The organism is Bradyrhizobium sp. USDA 4454 (genome assembly GCF_054822705.1).
This window is the reverse complement of sequence record NZ_JBTRCN010000001.1, coordinates 3,207,293-3,222,495: the sequence shown is the minus strand read 5'-3', so window position 1 is coordinate 3,222,495 and position 15,203 is coordinate 3,207,293. Positions and strand designations below refer to the sequence as shown.

At 64.5% G+C, this 15,203-nt stretch carries 12 protein-coding genes; 7 read left to right on the top strand and 5 right to left on the bottom strand.

All coding sequences use genetic code 11. From position 1 onward, the window contains the following. Positions 1-99 precede the first annotated feature (99 nt). From ACVIW0_RS14840 to ACVIW0_RS14830, 3 genes are all read left to right on the top strand, one after another. Positions 100-2,457 (top strand): Orn/Lys/Arg family decarboxylase, encoded by a 2,358-nt coding sequence (locus tag ACVIW0_RS14840; protein WP_461353007.1) that lies wholly within the window; start codon positions 100-102, stop codon positions 2,455-2,457. Positions 2,458-2,475: 18 nt separating this feature from the next. Next, positions 2,476-3,036 carry a GNAT family N-acetyltransferase gene (locus ACVIW0_RS14835; RefSeq protein ID WP_461353006.1) on the top strand — a complete coding sequence of 187 codons (561 nt, stop codon included), beginning with the start codon at positions 2,476-2,478 and terminating at the stop codon, positions 3,034-3,036. A gap of 175 nt (positions 3,037-3,211) precedes the next feature. Continuing rightward, positions 3,212-4,228: an IS30 family transposase gene (locus ACVIW0_RS14830; protein ID WP_461353005.1), complete on the top strand. Its 1,017-nt coding sequence runs from the start codon at positions 3,212-3,214 to the stop codon at positions 4,226-4,228. A gap of 188 nt (positions 4,229-4,416) precedes the next feature. On the opposite strand, the gene ACVIW0_RS14825 is transcribed toward ACVIW0_RS14830, so the two are convergent. After that, on the bottom strand, positions 4,417-4,635 hold the full coding sequence (locus ACVIW0_RS14825) for a dodecin (protein ID WP_461353004.1): 219 nt from the start codon (positions 4,633-4,635) through the stop codon (positions 4,417-4,419). Between the two features lie 200 nt (positions 4,636-4,835). Here ACVIW0_RS14825 and ACVIW0_RS14820 point away from each other — a divergent pair, with 200 nt between their 5' ends. Together ACVIW0_RS14820 and ACVIW0_RS14815 are read left to right on the top strand one after the other, a co-directional pair. Next, a complete protein-coding gene (locus ACVIW0_RS14820) occupies positions 4,836-5,417 on the top strand; it encodes an HdeD family acid-resistance protein (RefSeq protein WP_461353003.1) in 582 nt (193 codons plus the stop codon). A gap of 105 nt (positions 5,418-5,522) precedes the next feature. Beyond that, positions 5,523-6,467 (top strand): ornithine cyclodeaminase family protein, encoded by a 945-nt coding sequence (locus ACVIW0_RS14815; RefSeq protein WP_461353002.1) that lies wholly within the window; start codon positions 5,523-5,525, stop codon positions 6,465-6,467. 28 nt (positions 6,468-6,495) lie between these two features. Here the strand turns inward: ACVIW0_RS14815 and ACVIW0_RS14810 are convergent, their stop codons facing one another. The 4 genes from ACVIW0_RS14810 to ACVIW0_RS14795 all read right to left on the bottom strand — a co-directional run bounded on the left by ACVIW0_RS14810 (position 6,496) and on the right by ACVIW0_RS14795 (position 11,386). Beyond that, a complete protein-coding gene (locus ACVIW0_RS14810; RefSeq protein WP_461353001.1) occupies positions 6,496-7,458 on the bottom strand; it encodes an alpha/beta fold hydrolase in 963 nt (320 codons plus the stop codon). A gap of 309 nt (positions 7,459-7,767) precedes the next feature. Then, positions 7,768-10,026, bottom strand: coding sequence for a xanthine dehydrogenase family protein molybdopterin-binding subunit (locus ACVIW0_RS14805; RefSeq protein WP_461353000.1), 2,259 nt, complete (start codon positions 10,024-10,026; stop codon positions 7,768-7,770). Continuing rightward, on the bottom strand, positions 10,023-10,511 hold the full coding sequence (locus ACVIW0_RS14800) for a (2Fe-2S)-binding protein (RefSeq protein ID WP_461357336.1): 489 nt from the start codon (positions 10,509-10,511) through the stop codon (positions 10,023-10,025). The genes ACVIW0_RS14805 and ACVIW0_RS14800 overlap by 4 nt, the downstream gene beginning before the upstream one ends. A 14-nt stretch (positions 10,512-10,525) precedes the next feature. Then, entirely contained in the window at positions 10,526-11,386 is an 861-nt protein-coding gene (locus ACVIW0_RS14795; RefSeq protein ID WP_461357335.1) for an FAD binding domain-containing protein, read from the bottom strand. Between the two features lie 356 nt (positions 11,387-11,742). Here ACVIW0_RS14795 and ACVIW0_RS14790 point away from each other — a divergent pair, with 356 nt between their 5' ends. Beyond that, complete coding sequence (locus tag ACVIW0_RS14790; protein ID WP_461352999.1) at positions 11,743-13,353, top strand: ABC transporter substrate-binding protein; 1,611 nt, start codon at positions 11,743-11,745, stop codon at positions 13,351-13,353. A gap of 600 nt (positions 13,354-13,953) precedes the next feature. Then, complete coding sequence (locus tag ACVIW0_RS14785) at positions 13,954-15,174, top strand: ABC transporter substrate-binding protein (protein ID WP_461352998.1); 1,221 nt, start codon at positions 13,954-13,956, stop codon at positions 15,172-15,174. The last annotated feature ends 29 nt before the right edge of the window (positions 15,175-15,203 follow it).

Sequence of the window (15,203 nt, the reverse complement as noted above, 5' to 3'; positions counted from 1 at the left end):
GCGCGGATTTGACCATCGGGCTTGGCGTCGCAGAACGACCGTCATCTGTTTGTCATGAATTGTGCAGACAGGTTCAGCCGGACCAGTTCGGGGACACGCATGGACTATTTCAAACGCTTCAATTTCCTGTTCGCAGCGCCGGTGTTCGAGGCCGACGACCTCGAAGGCATCCGCTTCAACCAGATCATCACCGAGATCGAGCGCTCCGGCTTCGAGGTGGTCCGCGCCCGCAAGCTGGAAGATGCCGAAATCGCGGTGCAGACCGATGCCGCGATCGGCTGCATGGTGGTCGACTGGGGCAAGAAGGGTCTTGAGGGCAAGACCGCAGCGCTGATCAACCTGATGCGCCGGCGCGGCCTCGACTTCCCGATCATCCTTTTGATCCGCCGCAAGCGGTTCGAGGATCTGCCGGTCGAGGTGCTGGATTTCATCGATGGCTATGTGTTCCTGTCCGAGGAGACCCCGCCCTTCATCGCCAAGAACCTGATCTCCAGGCTCAAGCAATATGCCGAGAACCTGAAGACGCCGTTCTTCGGCGCGCTGGTCGACTACGCCGAGGAAGGCAACCAGCTCTGGACCTGCCCGGGCCACAATGGCGGCGTGTTCTACAGCCGCAGCCCGATCGGCCGGGTGTTCGTCGAGCATCTCGGCGAGGCCGTGTTCCGCGACGACCTCGACAATTCGGTGCTCGATCTCGGCGACCTACTCACCCATGAGGGGCCGGCGCTGAAGGCGCAGAAGGAAGCAGCGCGGATCTTCGGCGCCGAGAAGACCTATTTCGTGCTCAACGGCACTTCGACCTCCAACAAGGTCGCGCTGGGATCGCTGGTCACCGACGGCGACCTCGTGCTGTTCGACCGCAACAACCACAAGGCCGCCCATCACGGCGCGCTTTTGATCGGCGGCGGTATCCCGGTCTATGTGCCGACCGTGCGCAATGCCTGGGGCCTGATCGGTCCGATGCGCTGGGACCTGCTCGACGAGGGCACGCTGCGCGACCACATCCGCAAGCACCCGCTGGTCAAGGACGAGAACGCCTGGAAGAAGGAGCGCCCGTTCCGCGTCGCGGTGGTCGAACAATGCACCTATGACGGCACCATCCATTCCGCCGAGATGATCCTGAAGCGGATCGGCCATCTCTGCGACTACATCCTGTTCGACGAGGCCTGGGCCGGCTTCATGAAATTCCACCCGATCTATGCCGGCCGCTTCGCGATGGGGCTCGCCAATCTCGGCCCGGAGGCGCCCGGCATCATCGCCACCCAATCAACCCACAAGCAGCTCGCGAGCTTCTCGCAGGCCTCGCAGATCCACATCCGCGACCGCCACATCAAGGGCCAGAAGCGCCGGGTCGAGCACCGCCGCTTCAACGAAAGCTTCATGCAGCACGCCTCGACCTCGCCGTTCTATCCGATCTTCGCCTCGCTCGACGTCGGCGCGCAGATGATGAAGGGCCGCTCCGGCGAAGTGCTGTGGGACGATACGATCCGGCTCGGCATCGAGCTGCGCAAGAAGATCCGCGCGGTGAAGCGCGAGTTCGAGGAGAAGGAGACGCGCGCGGAGCGGCGCTGGTTCTTCGAGCCGTTCGTGCCGGACCGCGTGAAGATCCCCGACGTCGCGCGCGAAGGCGGCGTCCACAACGTCGCTTGGGAGACGATCTCGACCGATCAGCTCGCGACCGATCCGTCCTACTGGCAGCTCAGTCCGGGCGAGACCTGGCACGGCTTCCCGGAGCTGACGGACGGCTTCGCCATGACCGACCCGAACAAGCTCACTCTGCTGACGCCGGGCTTCAATCACACCACCGGCGCCTATACCGATCACGGCATCCCCGCCCCGGTCGTGGCGCAATATCTGCGCGAGAACCAGATCGTCGCCGAGAAGAACGACCTCAACTCCCTGCTGTTCCTGCTGACGCCCGGTGTCGAGGCCAGCAAGGCCGGCACGCTGGTGTCCGGCCTCGTGGCCTTCAAGAAGCTGCACGACGACAACGCGCTGGTCGAGGACGTCATCCCCGAATTCTTCCGCCGCCGCCCGCAACGCTACACCGGGGTACGGCTGCGCGATCTCTGCGGCGACATGCACCGCTTCTTCCGCGACGGCGGCGTCAGCATGCTGCAGGCCAAGCAATTCCTGCCCGAACATCTGCCCGAGGTTGCGATGTCGCCGCGCCAGGCGGCGCAATACCTGATCCGCAACGACGTCGACTATCTGCCGATCGACCAGATCTTCGGCCGCGTCGCCGCGACGCCGTTCGTGGTCTATCCGCCCGGGATCGCCACCATCGTGCCCGGCGAGCGGCTGTCGGAGCGCAGCAAGCCGATGATCGATTATCTCAGGATGTTCGAGGCGAGCTTCAATGCGTTCCCCGGCTTCGAGGTCGAGGTGCAGGGCATCTACAAGGAGATCGACGACGCCGGCCGTGTCCGCTTCTACACCTATGTCGTGTCCGAATAGGCGAATGGACACAGCACAATGGAGAATGATCACAAGATCACCGTCCGCGCCTCGCGCGACAGCGACGTCGACGCGATGCTGTCGATCTACCGCCACCACATCCGCCACGGCATCGAGGAGAGCGTCGACGACAGCGGCACGCCGGAGCCTGACGATTTGCGCGACCGCCGCAAGAACCTGCGCAACACCCGCCTGCCGCACCTGGTGGCGGTGTGCGACGGCGACGTGGTCGGCTACGCCTATGTGGTCCAGTTCCGCAAGCGCCCGGCGTATCGCTACACGGTGAAGCATTCGATCTATATTCACCACCGCTTCACCGGCCGGGGCGTCGGCGGCAAGCTGCTGCAGGAATTGGTCGACACCTGCGCAGCCGCCGGCTTCCGCCAGATGATCGGCTATATCGACAGCGACAACGCCGCCTCGCTTGCGCTGCACGACCGCTTCGGCTTCGCCCGCGTCGGTCATTTGCCGGGTGTCGCCTATCGCTACGGCCGCTGGTCCGACACCGTGATGGTGCAGCGCTCGCTCGCCGCCGGCTCGACCGCCCCCCCGCCGCCCGCACCGCTGTCGCGGCGGTGATGGGGGCGTAGGCGCTTTTTCAAGCGTCGTCCTGGCGAAAGCCAGGACCCATACGCCGCAGCGGTTGTTGTGAACGGGACTCGTCGTTCCAGGATCGTTTTACAATGACCATGTGGGGTAATGGGTCCCCTGAGTTCACAAACGAAGTGCAACACTTCCGACTGGAGGTGTTGCGATGGGCCGGACTTACAAGCAGCTGTCACTGGACGAGCGATGCGAGATTGCCAGACTTTCGGCCAATGGGGCCTCGATCCGGCAAATCGCTGCAGCTTTGGATCGCCCGCCATCAACGATCTCTCGGGAGATGAACCGTAATCATGGCGTTCAGGCCGGCTACAAGGCCGACTATGCCCAGCAACGGATGCGAGCGCGGCGCTGGACGGGCGGACGCCTCGAACGGGAGCCCGTCCTGCGCCGCGCGGTGTTGGATGGCCTTCGCCGTGGCTGGTCGCCCGAACAGGTCGCCGGCCGGCTGGCCATCGAGCATGGACGCAAGGTGATCTCCTACGAGAGCATCTACCGCTTCATCTATGCCCAGATCAGACGCACCACGGACGGCAGCTGGCGGCACTATCTGCCACGCGCCAAGAGCAAGCGCGGCCGCCGTGGCAAGCGGGGCGGAAGTCCCGCAAGCTTCATCGAAGGCCGTGTTTCCTTGGATAAACGGCCCGTCGAGGTCGCCGATCGCAACACTCCCGGCCATTGGGAGGCCGATCTGATGATGTTCTCCAAATACCGTCAGCAGATCCTGGCCGTGCACGAGCGCACCTCCCGCCTGCTGCTCGGCGTCCGCCTCCCAAGCAAGCTCGCTTCCGGTGTCGCAAGCTATCTCGTGCGTCTGTTCAAGGCGCTGCCAGAGCAGATGCGCCAGACCGTCACCTTCGACAACGGTACCGAGTTCGCATCTCACCTTTCCTTGCAAAGCCTCTTGATGAAGACCTTCTTCTGCGATCCGCACGCCCCCTGGCAGAAAGGTGGCATCGAGAACGCCATCGGTCGCATGCGACGCTTCATCCCGCGCAAAACCGATCTCGACAAGCTCCCAACCCGACGCCTCAGCAAGTTCATCGCCGCATACAACAACACCCCGCGCAAATGCCTTGACTTCAGGACCCCAGCGGAGACCTTTGCTGCTCAAGTGTTGCATTTCGAGTGTGAATCCACCTCCTGGCTTTCGCCAGGACGACGATGAGGATGGTTCTCGATTCAAGATATCAAACAACGCGCTGTCATCACCCGCGAAAGCGGGTGATCCAGTATTCCAGAGGCAGCAGTGCTTGAGCCGAGAAGTCGCTGCGTACTGGATGGCCCGGTCAAGCCGGGCGATGACGGTTGAGGATGGGATTAGCTGCGCTCTACCGTGAGCGACCCGCCCGCACTCTACTCAAGCGTGAAGCCGACACGCAGCGTCACCTGGTAGTGCGCGACCTTGCCGCCCTCGATGTGGCCCCGGGTCTGCACCACCTCGAACCATTTCATTTCCCGGATCGTCTTCGACGCGCGGCTGACCGCATTCTCGATCGCCGCCTCGATGCTCTTGTCCGATGATCCGACCAGTTCGAGGATCTTGTAGACGTGATCCTTGTCGTGCGCGGGCATGTCGACCTCCTCTGTGGATGCGCGATCCGGACCGGCTGCCATCGAGCAGACAAATGCTGCGCGGCAACCCACCGATTGATCTGAATCAACGTGTCGCGGCGCATTTGGTGCCACCTTCATCGGTGCCAGCTGTGCAGCGGCCCTTGTCCGCGCCTTGACGTATGGTAGCATGGTTTGGCCAAGCATTCGGGAGCGATACGATGTCCACAGCGTCCAGCTCACCCGCCACACCTCCACGCAGCCTCGGATCCGGGCTTGCCCACCTTCGCGCCAAGTGGGGCTGGATCACAGCCCTCGGCGTGATCTACCTGATCGCGGGCGTGCTTGCCTTTGGCAGCGTGCTCTTCGCCACCGTCGTCAGCGTGCTGTTCGTCGGCGCCATGATGATCGTCGCCGGCGCCGCCGAGATCGTGAACGCATTCCAGTTCAAGACGTGGGGCAAGTTCCTGTTCTGGCTGCTGCTCGGCGCGCTCTATGTCGTCGCGGGCTTCATCACCTTCGAGAACCCGCTGCTGGCCGCGGCAACGCTGACGCTGTTCCTCGGCATCGCCCTCGTCGTCTCCGGCATCGTCCGCATCTTCCTTGCCTTCGGCATGAACTCGGAAGCTCCCTGGGGCATGGTCGCAATATCCGGCCTGATCACGCTGGTGCTCGGCGCCATGATCCTGGCGCGCTGGCCGGTGTCGAGCCTCTACGTGCTCGGCATCTTCTTAAGCGTCGACCTGATCTGCGCCGGCGTGAGCTGGATCAGCATGGGCATGGCGCTGAAGCGGAGAGCGTGAGGCGCCCTTGGCCTCTCCGTGCGGCACACATCCGGTTGACTACCCCTCCCCACGCGCTATCCAGTCCGGGCCGTTTTTGGCGCGCAAGCGCGAGGAGAGAAACACGTGCTTTTTGTCGACGACAGCGAGGTCAACCGCGTCCTGAGCTTTCCGATCCTGATCGAGGCGATCGAGGCCGCGCACCGGCGGCCGAAGATCGCGGTGCGCGACGGCTATCTCGGCGACGACAAGGGCCAGCAGCTGGTGACGCGCAGCGCCGTCGATGCCGGCCGCTTCATGATGACCAAGCTCTACACCAGCTTCCCGGGCAACCTCGCCCATGGCAAGCTGCCCGCCGTGCAGGCGGTGTGCGTGCTGTTCGATGGCAACAATGGCCAGCCGCTGGCGGTGATGGATGCCGCCGAGATCACCCATTGGAAGACCGCCGCGGACTCCGCGCTCGGCGCCAAGCACTTGGCACGGCCGAATGCCGAGACGCTGCTGGTGGTCGGCGCCGGCGAGATGGCGCACTGGCTGGTGCGCGGTCACCGCGCGGTGCGGCCATCGCTGCGGCGGGTGCGGGTCTGGAACCGGACGGTGGAGCGCGCGCAAGAGCTCGCCGCACAGCTGGAAGGCGACGGCATCGCCGCCGAGGCCGTCACCGATCTCGATGCCGCATCACGCGAGGCCGATATCATCACGACCTGCACCCGCTCGCGCGAGCCGCTGGTCAAGGGCGCCAATTTGCGGCCCGGCACCCATCTCGACCTGGTCGGCGGCTTCACCCCCGAGACCCGCGAGTCCGACGACGAGGCGGCGCGACGTTCGCGCATCTTCGTCGACCGCCGCGAATCTGCCTTCGACGGTGTCGGCGACATCCTGCAACCGATCGCAAGCGGCGCAATCAAGGAGAGCGACGTGCTCGGCGATCACTACGACCTCGCGAGCGGCCAGGTCGCTGGCCGGCTGTCGGATAGCGACATCACCTTCTTCAAGAACGCCGGCGGCGGGCATCTGGATCTGATGACCTGCGAGACCGTGTTTGCGCAGCTGGGGAAAGAGCTACGGTAACGGCGGAGGCCTGCGCTGCCGCCGTACCTCATCGATCGTGCGCGCGCAAGAAACTGACGAGCTGCCCGCACAGGAAAACCGGATTTTCGTCCGGCAGCCAATGCCCGGTCTCCGGCGCCGTTCCGCCGGTCACATCGGTCGCGAGCCCTTGCGCCATCGACAGTTCGACGGTGCCATTGCTCCTATCGCCCGCGAGCGCCAGCACCGGCATCGGCAGCTTGGTCTTCTCGAACTCCGCGAACCGCTGCTCGTCTTGCGGAAATGCGCGGTACAGCTCGAAGCCGGCGCGCAGGCCGCCAGCCGCAGCATAGGCGTCGGCGTAAACGCGAATGTCATCGTCGGCGATCGGACGATATTCGCGGTCGTGAATGAAATTGCGGATGAAAGCGAATTCGTGGCCGGCAATCAGCAATTCAGGGATATCGGGTCGTTGAAAGAAGCCGAAATGCCAGATGTCCGGATCGGGCTTGTGCTTGGCGTCGTTCCATGCGGGCGTCGCCGGGATCGGCACGTCGAGCATGGTGAGCGTTTTCACCTCACGGGGCCATTGCGCCGCATAGGCGTAGGCAACCATGACGCCGATATCGCGACCGACCAGATTGACGTTGGATACGCCAAGCGACTGAACGAGCGCACGGATGTCTGCAGCCATGGCGGCCTTGTCGTAGCCGGAGGCGGTTTTCTCGGACTGACCCGCGCCGCGATAGTCGACAGCCACGACTCGGTAGCCCACGGATGCGAGGTTCGGCATGACGTTGCGCCATGTGTACCACGTCTGCGGCCAACCGTGCAGCAGCACAACCAATGGCCCATCCACGGGCCCGCCAACGACATAATGCAACCGCGCCCCGTTGGCCTGCGCGTAGTGATGAGAGAACTGCGCCTCGAAGCCCGCTGGAAGGCCAGCAGGTGGAGCGGAAGGAGCAGCATGCACGGAAGGCATGAGCGCTGCCATGATGACAGCAGCTAACAGCTTTTGCTTGATCGCCATATTGATAGGCCAGGTTCGCAGTGTCACGCCCGCACCACCGGAGCTGGCTCCGGCACCGACGAAGGCGCTGTTCGTTCCGAGAACAATCGGCGGGACTCGGCGTTCCTATCGCGTCCAGCCAGATGCTGTGTACGCAAGCAAAGGAACGAAACAGCACGAAGAAACCGGAACCGGGCAGCCGTCAACCAAGTCGCCACGATGACGCGGCCGGTCGCGGTTCGGACGCAGGGCGGACCGGGATCAACACGTTTTCCGCGAGTGGGCAGAGCACTGGCGGATTACGGCTTTGCCTAACCCGCCCACTGCTCCCTACTCTGCGGCCTGCTGCGCCGGCGGGTCGAGCGCCGCCGACACCTTCGGCGGCGACATCGGCAGGCTGTAGAAGCGCTTGCCGAGCGCATTGTGGACGGCGTTGGCGACGGCGGCCATGACCGGCACCAGCGGCACCTCGCCGACGCCCTTCACTCCTTGCGGATGCTTCGGGTTCGGCACCTCGACCAGCGCGCAATCGATCATCGGCAGGTCGGAACAAACAGGCATGCGATAGTCGAGGAAGCCGGGATTATCGACCTTGCCGTCCTTGTTGTAGATGTACTCCTCGTTCAGCGCCCAGCCGATGCCCTGCGCGACGCCGCCCTGCAGCTGACCCTCGACATAGCTTGGATGCACGGCGCGGCCGACATCCTGCACGGCGGTGTAGCGGATCACGCGCACGATCCCGAGCTCGACATCGACCTCGACGTCGCAAATATGCGTGCCGAAGCCGCCCTCGGCGCCCTGGGTATTGAGCTGCACGCTGGCGCCGATCGGGCCGCCCTGCGACGGCGCCTTCTCGGCGAGGTCGGCGAGCGTCAGCGGCTCGAACTGGCCGGCGTTCGGGCTGACAGGATGCGCGGCGCCGTTCTCCCACTTCACCGCTTCCGGGTCGATCTCCCAGATCTTCGCGGCGCGCTCGCGCAAGGTCGCGATCACCTTGTCGGCCGCCTGCGTCACCACCATCGAGGAGGCGAACAGCACGCGGCTGCCGCCAGTGAGGTTGGAGAAGCCGACCGTCTGGGTGTCGCCGATGATGACGGAGACGCGCCTATAGTCGATGCCGAGCAGCTCGGCGCAGATGTTGGCGATGCCGGCGCGCGAGCCGCCGATATCGGGATGCCCCGTCGTGACGACGACGTTGCCGTCCTCGGTGATGTTGACCTGCGCGGAGGATTCACCGCCGGCATTGAACCAGAAGCCCGAGGCGACGCCCCTGCCCTGATACTTGCCGAGCGGCGCAGCATAGTGCGGATGGTTCTTGGCGGCTTCCAGCGTCTCGATGTAGCCAATGCGCGGAAACACCGGACCATGCGCCGCCTTGGTGCCCTCCTTGGCGGCGTTCTTCAACCGCAGCTCCAGCGGATCCATCTTCAGCGCCTCGGCGAGCTCGTCGAGCACGCATTCCACCGCATAGGCGCCGATCGGCGCGCCGGGGGCGCGATAGGCCGCGACCTTGGAGCGGTTGGAGCAGACGTCGAACCCCTCCGACAGCACATGCGGAATGTCATAAGGAGCGAAGCTGCACCCGACCGCACCGCGGATCGGCGAGCCCGGGAACGCGCCGGCCTGCAGATAGAAGCTGCCATGGGCGGCGACGATGGTGCCGTCCTTCCTGGCACCGATCTTCACCGTACTCTTCGAGCCCGAGGTCGGCCCGGTGGCGCGCATCACCTCCTCGCGGGTCATCACCATCTTGACCGGGCGGCCGGACTTCTTGGCCAGCAAGGTCGCGAGCGGTTCGAGATAGACGATGGTCTTGCCACCGAAGCCGCCGCCGATCTCGGCGGGGATGGCGCGGATGTCGCTCTGCGGGATGCCAGTCAGCATCGAGGTCATTGCGCGCACCATAAACTGGCCCTGGCTCGACGACCAGATCGTGGTCTTGCCGTCGGCCGCAACCGAGATCAGACAGGCATGCGGCTCGATATAGCCCTGATGCACCGGGCGCGTGGTGAAGGAACGCTCGATCACGATCTCGGCGTCCTTGAAGCCTTGCGCGATGTCGCCCTTCTTGGATTCCAGCCGGCCCATGATGTTGGAGGGCTTGCCGTCAAACTTGTTGAACTCGTGCAGGATCGGCGCACCGTCCTTGATCGCGTCGTCGATCTCGATCGCCCAGGGCAGCACCTCGTAGTCGACCTCGATCAGCTTGCAGGCTTCGGCGGCGATCGCTTCCGTGGTCGCGGCGACCGCGGCGACGGGATGGCCGGGGAATAGCGCCTTGTCGCGCGCCATCACGTTGCGGCACATCCAGCGCATGTCCTGGATGCCGAGCATCACGGCGCCCTTCTCGATCGGGAAATCGACGATGTCGCGCGCGGTGACCACCGCCTTGATGCCGGGCAATGCCTCGGCCTTGGCGGTGTTGATCGCCTTGATCCGGGCATGCGGATGCGGGCTGCGCAGCACCTTGCCCCAGATCATGCCGGGCATGGTGGTGTCGGCGGCAAACGCCGCGCGGCCGGTGACCTTGTCGACGCCATCGGGCCGGATGGTGCGCTGGCCGATCCATTTGTTGTTGACGACGTTCATCGGCGAATCTCCTGGATTCCTTGCTCCCGCATTTCAGCCGCGGTCTCCATCACCGCGCGGACGATCTTGTCGTAACCGGTGCACCGGCACAGATTGCCGGCGAGCCAGAAGCGGACTTCCTCTTCGGTCGGATTGGAATTTTTGGCGAGCAGCGCCTCGGAGGCGACCAGCATGCCCGAGGTGCAGATGCCGCATTGAAGCGCGGCATGCTCGAGGAATTTCTGCTGCAAGGGATGCAGCGTTTCGCCGCTGGCCATGCCTTCGATGGTCCGGATCTCGTGGCCCTCGGCCTCGGCCGCGAGCATCAGGCAGGAGCAGATCAGGCGGCCGTCGAGCGTGATCGAGCAGGCGCCGCAATCGCCGGACGAACAGCCTTCCTTGGAGCCGGTCAGTCCCAGTTGTCCGCGCAGCGCGTCGAGCATGGTCTCATACGGCTCGCACAGGAATTCGACCGGCTCACTGTTGACGGAGGTGGTGACGTGCAGTTTTCGGCATGGTGCTAGTGTCCTCCCGCGCGTTGGGCGGCGATCGCGGCGGTGCGCTTGAGCAGCACGCCGGCGGTTTTTGTCCGGTAGGCGATGGTGCCGCGCTTGTCGTCGATCGGACGGCAGGCGGCACGACATGCAGCCGCGGCGGCTTCGAGTGCGGCATCGTCGAGCTTCGAACCGACGAGCGCTTGCGCGGCCGGCGCGACCAAAAGCGCGGTCGGCGCGACCGCGCCGAGACCGACGCGGGCCGCGGTGCAGACGCCATCCTTCAAGGTCAGGCTGACGCCGATACCGACCACCGCGATGTCCATCTCGGTGCGCGGGATCATCCGCAGGTAGGCATCGCCCGAACCCGCAGGCCGTGGCGGCAGTGTGAAGCTGACGAGGATCTCGCCCGACTTCAGGTTGGTCCGCCCCGGTCCGGCCGGCACGTCCTCGACCTTCATCTCGCGGCGGCCGTTGGGGCCCTGCACGGTGACGACGGCACCGGCCGCGATCATCGCCGGCACGCTGTCGCCGGCCGGCGAGCCGTTGCAGAGATTGCCGCCGGCAGAGGCCCGTCCCTGCACCTGCTTGGAGCCGATCAGGTTCACGGCCTCGAGCACGCCGGGCCACACCTTGCCGAAGCGCGCGTGCTCGGCGAGCTCCATGCCGGAAACGGCGGCACCGACGCGAAAACCGCCATCGGCGGTCTCGGTGATCTCGGTCATCTCGCCGATCTTCTTGATGTCGACGATCAATCCCGGCCGCACCAGGCCGGAGCGCATTTGCACCAACAAATCGGTGCCCCCTGCCATAATGCGGGCGGCACTTCCGGCGGCAGCAAATGCGCCAATCGCTTCATCAAGCGTGCGCGGTGCTACGTATCGGATATCGGTCATGGCTGTTCTTCCGGTCTCCCTCGACTGCGCGTTCGCGCTGCTTGTTCCCTTGGGGAATCCCTTGGGGGATATGGCCTTATCGCTGGCCGGCAGGACTGTGAGCCTACACGGCGGATCGGGGTCCGAACAGCCTGCGAGGTGTGGCAGGAAGCGCAGGCTCCTATGCAGGATGCGCGCTTGTGCAGGCCGACGCAGCGTACGCCGTCGCGGTCATCGAACGTTCACGTGACCAACTCAGGAACCCAGACGGGCGGCATGGCCTTTGCTTGCCTACAACGACAAATTCGTCAAGCATGTCGGCCGCTGTGGCATGCGTGCCGGTGCAACGACAAATCGGGAGACGGCGAATGGCCGATGTTTCGCGCAGAACGCTCCTCAAGCTCGCGGCCAGCGTGCCGCCGGCAATCGCGGCCCCGGCGATGCTTTCGTCGCGCGCCATGGCCGCCGCCAAAGGCAAGACCATCACGGCCGTGATGCATTCGGACCTGCGCATCATCGATCCCGGTTTCACTACCGCCTACATCACCCGCGACCACGGCTACATGGTCTACGACACGCTGCTCGGCATCGATTCAGCATTCAAGGTCCGGCCGCAGATGGCGGACTGGACCGTCTCGGACGACGGGCTCAGCTACACCTTCACGCTGCGCGACGGCCTGAAATGGCACGACGGCGCGCCGGTCACCGCCGAGGACTGCGTCGCTTCGCTGAAGCGCTGGGGCACGGTCGACGGCGGGGCGCAGAAGCTGGCTGAATTCACCGCATCGCTCGAGGCCAGCGGCGCGAAGACGATCCTGCTCAAGCTCAGGGAGCCCTACGGCCTGGTGCTGGAGACGCTGGCAAAGCCGTCCTCCTATGTCGCCTTCATGATGCCGAAACGGCTGGCGGAGACGCCGCCCGGCAAGCAGATCGCCGAGCAGATCGGCTGCGGCCCGTTCAAATTCGTCACGGGCGAATTCCAGCCCGGCGTCAAGGCGGTCTATGAGCGCAATGCCGACTATCTGCCGCGCAAGGAGAAGCCGGATTGGCTGTCGGGCGGCAAGATCGCGAAAGTCGACCGCGTCGAATGGGTGACGATGCCCGACGCGCAGACCGCGATCAACGCGCTGCAATCCGGCGACGTCGATTTCCTGGAACAGCCGTCGGTCGACCTGCTGCCGGTCCTCGAGGCCAACTCCGATCTGTCCGTCGGCGTGCTGAACAAGTTCGGCTTCCAGATCGAGGGCCGGATGAATTTCCTGCATCCACCATTCGACAACCCCAAGATCCGCCGTGCCGCGTTCCTGGCGCTGAACCAGAAGGACGTGCTCGACGCCACCATCGGCAACCCGAAATTCTACGAGATCTGCGGCGCCTATTTCGCCTGCAACACGCCGCTCGCCAGCGACGCCGGCGCGGAGACGCTGATCAAGGGCAACGGCATGGCGGAAGCGAAGCAGGCGCTGGCGGCCTCGGGCTATGACGGCACGCCGGTCGTGATCATGATTCCCGGCGACAACCAGACGCTGAAGGGGCCGCCGACCGTGACGGCGCAGAAGCTGCGCGAGGCCGGCTTCAACGTCGACGCGCAGGTGATGGACTGGCAGACGCTGGTGAGCCGCCGCGCCAGCCAGAAGCCGCCCAAGGAAGGCGGCTGGAACATGTTCTTCACCTTCACCGGCGCCACCGAGGTGATGAATCCGGTCGGCAACAATTTGATCGCCGCCAACGGCAAGCGCGCCTGGTTCGGCTGGCCCGAGGATGCCAGGATCGAGCAGCTGCGCGACGCCTACGTGCGCGCGACGTCGCCCGACGAGCAGAAGAAGCTCGCGGTCGAGATTCAAAAGCAGGCCTATGAGCAGGTGATCTACATCCCGCTCGGCCAGTTCCGCGCGGCGAGCGCCTGGCGCAAATCGCTCACCGGCGTGCTGGAAGGCCCGGTGCCGCCGGTGTTCTGGAACATCGACAAGACCGAGTAGCTGCGGCTGCGCGCGGCCAAAAAATCAACCAAGAATCAAAATATCGAAAACAACCCCATGCAAAGGAGCCGGCGACTGCCGGCGTTCGACAAGCCAGTTCGACAAGGCAGCTTGACACGTCGGGCAACTCAGGGATACATTTCCAATATTCCGAAATTGCGCCCCCCTGTCGTCAGTCGATTGCATCAGCCCGCAAATTGCATCAGCCCTCAATGAGACAATATCTTTTCAAGGAATAGTTGCGCGCCATCCGGCATCGGCGCCGCCTTCTGAGCACAAGGAGCGCGACCTCCCAGGCGAAGAACCCACGCCGTGCAGGAACGTGGCTCGCTGATCAGCCGGGAATATGCCTACGCCACGTCGGGCAAAACACCCGACGACGTTGCGAGACCGCGTGCGGGCGTGAATGCTATGGGTTCTGCTCGCTGAACCGGCGCATCGCGAGAACGGGCGTGGAAGCACGCAGCCTCCACCACAACGGAATGCTTGCACGCCAGCAGGCGGGCAACGGCCGGCGCTCCGTCGACGGTCGGATCCGCCTGCCACAACCCGGTGCGCTTGATGACCCGCGCCCATGACCGCCGAGCGTGGAGCCGTGCGATGCGCAAGAGCTGGAGCAGGCCGACAATCGGAGTTGCGATCATCAGCCTCGGTCTGTTTGCCGCGGCCGAGCTGCTTGCCGAAGGCCGCAAATACGATCCCGGCGCCAGCGATACCGAGATCCGGATCGGACAGACAATGCCCTACAGCGGCCCGGCGTCGGCGTTCTCCGTCATCGGCAAGGTACAGGCCGCCTACTTCCGGATGATCAACGACGGCGGCGGCATCAACGGCCGCCGGATCAACCTGATCTCCTATGACGATGCCGCAACGCCGGCCAAGACGGTCGAGCAGGTTCGCAAGCTCGTCGAGGGCGACGAGGTTCTGTTCACGTTCCAGGGCGTCGGTAACGCTCCAAACATCGCGGTGCAGAAATATCTCAACGACCGTCACATTCCCCAATTGTTCGCGGGTGGACGCGCAACACGGTTCGAGGATCCCGTCAACTTCCCCTGGACCATGGGATTTGCGCCGAACCTGCGCACCGAGATCCGCGTCTATGTGCGGTTCATTCTCGACAATCATCCAAACGCCAGGATCGGCCTGCTCTACCAAAATGACGAAAGCGGAAAGGAATATCTCGCGGGGCTGAAGGATGCGCTTGGCACGCGCGCGCCGGCCATGCTGGTGTCTGACGCTCCCTATGATGCGACCGACCCAACCATCGATACCCAGGTGGTCCGGCTCAAGGCCGCAGCCGTCGACGTGCTGATCGACATGGCTTCGCCGAAATTCGCCGCCCAGGCCATCCGCAAGGCGGCCGAGCTCGGCTGGCAGCCGCTCCATCTGCTCGGCGTCGGCTCGTCCTCGATCGACGCGGTGCTGGTGCCGGCGGGACTACAGAACGCCAAAGGCCTGATCTCGGCAAGCTCGTTCAAGGAAGCCGCCGACCCGACCTGGACCGACGATGCCGGCATGAAGAAATGGCGCGCGTTCATGGACGCATACTATCCGGATGGCGACAGAAAGAGCCTCTTCACAGTCTACGGCTATAGCGCAGCCGAGCTGCTGGTGCGCGTGCTACAACAATGCGGCGACGACGTCTCGCGCGACAACGTCATGCGCCAGGCCGCCAGCCTGCACGATGTCAAGCTCGACCTGCTGCTGCCCGGACTTGCCATCAACACCAGCCGCGCCGACTATCGCGTGATCAAGCAGTTCCGCATGATGCGCTTCAGCGGCGAACGATGGGAGCCGTTCGGGGCGATCGTCGCCGATTAGAGCAGCATTGGCTCCGATTGAAGCAGAGC

Excerpts from the sequence above, each read along its gene's own strand:
- ACVIW0_RS14840 (WP_461353007.1), top strand. The coding sequence starts at position 100 with ATGGACTATTTCAAACGCTTCAATTTCCTGTTCGCAGCGCCGGTGTTC.
- ACVIW0_RS14835 (WP_461353006.1), top strand. The coding sequence starts at position 2,476 with ATGGAGAATGATCACAAGATCACCGTCCGCGCCTCGCGCGACAGCGAC.
- ACVIW0_RS14830 (WP_461353005.1), top strand. The coding sequence starts at position 3,212 with ATGGGCCGGACTTACAAGCAGCTGTCACTGGACGAGCGATGCGAGATT.
- ACVIW0_RS14825 (WP_461353004.1), bottom strand. The coding sequence starts at position 4,635 with ATGCCCGCGCACGACAAGGATCACGTCTACAAGATCCTCGAACTGGTC.
- ACVIW0_RS14820 (WP_461353003.1), top strand. The coding sequence starts at position 4,836 with ATGTCCACAGCGTCCAGCTCACCCGCCACACCTCCACGCAGCCTCGGA.
- ACVIW0_RS14810 (WP_461353001.1), bottom strand. The coding sequence starts at position 7,458 with ATGGCGATCAAGCAAAAGCTGTTAGCTGCTGTCATCATGGCAGCGCTC.
- ACVIW0_RS14805 (WP_461353000.1), bottom strand. The coding sequence starts at position 10,026 with ATGAACGTCGTCAACAACAAATGGATCGGCCAGCGCACCATCCGGCCC.
- ACVIW0_RS14790 (WP_461352999.1), top strand. The coding sequence starts at position 11,743 with ATGGCCGATGTTTCGCGCAGAACGCTCCTCAAGCTCGCGGCCAGCGTG.
- ACVIW0_RS14785 (WP_461352998.1), top strand. The coding sequence starts at position 13,954 with ATGCGCAAGAGCTGGAGCAGGCCGACAATCGGAGTTGCGATCATCAGC.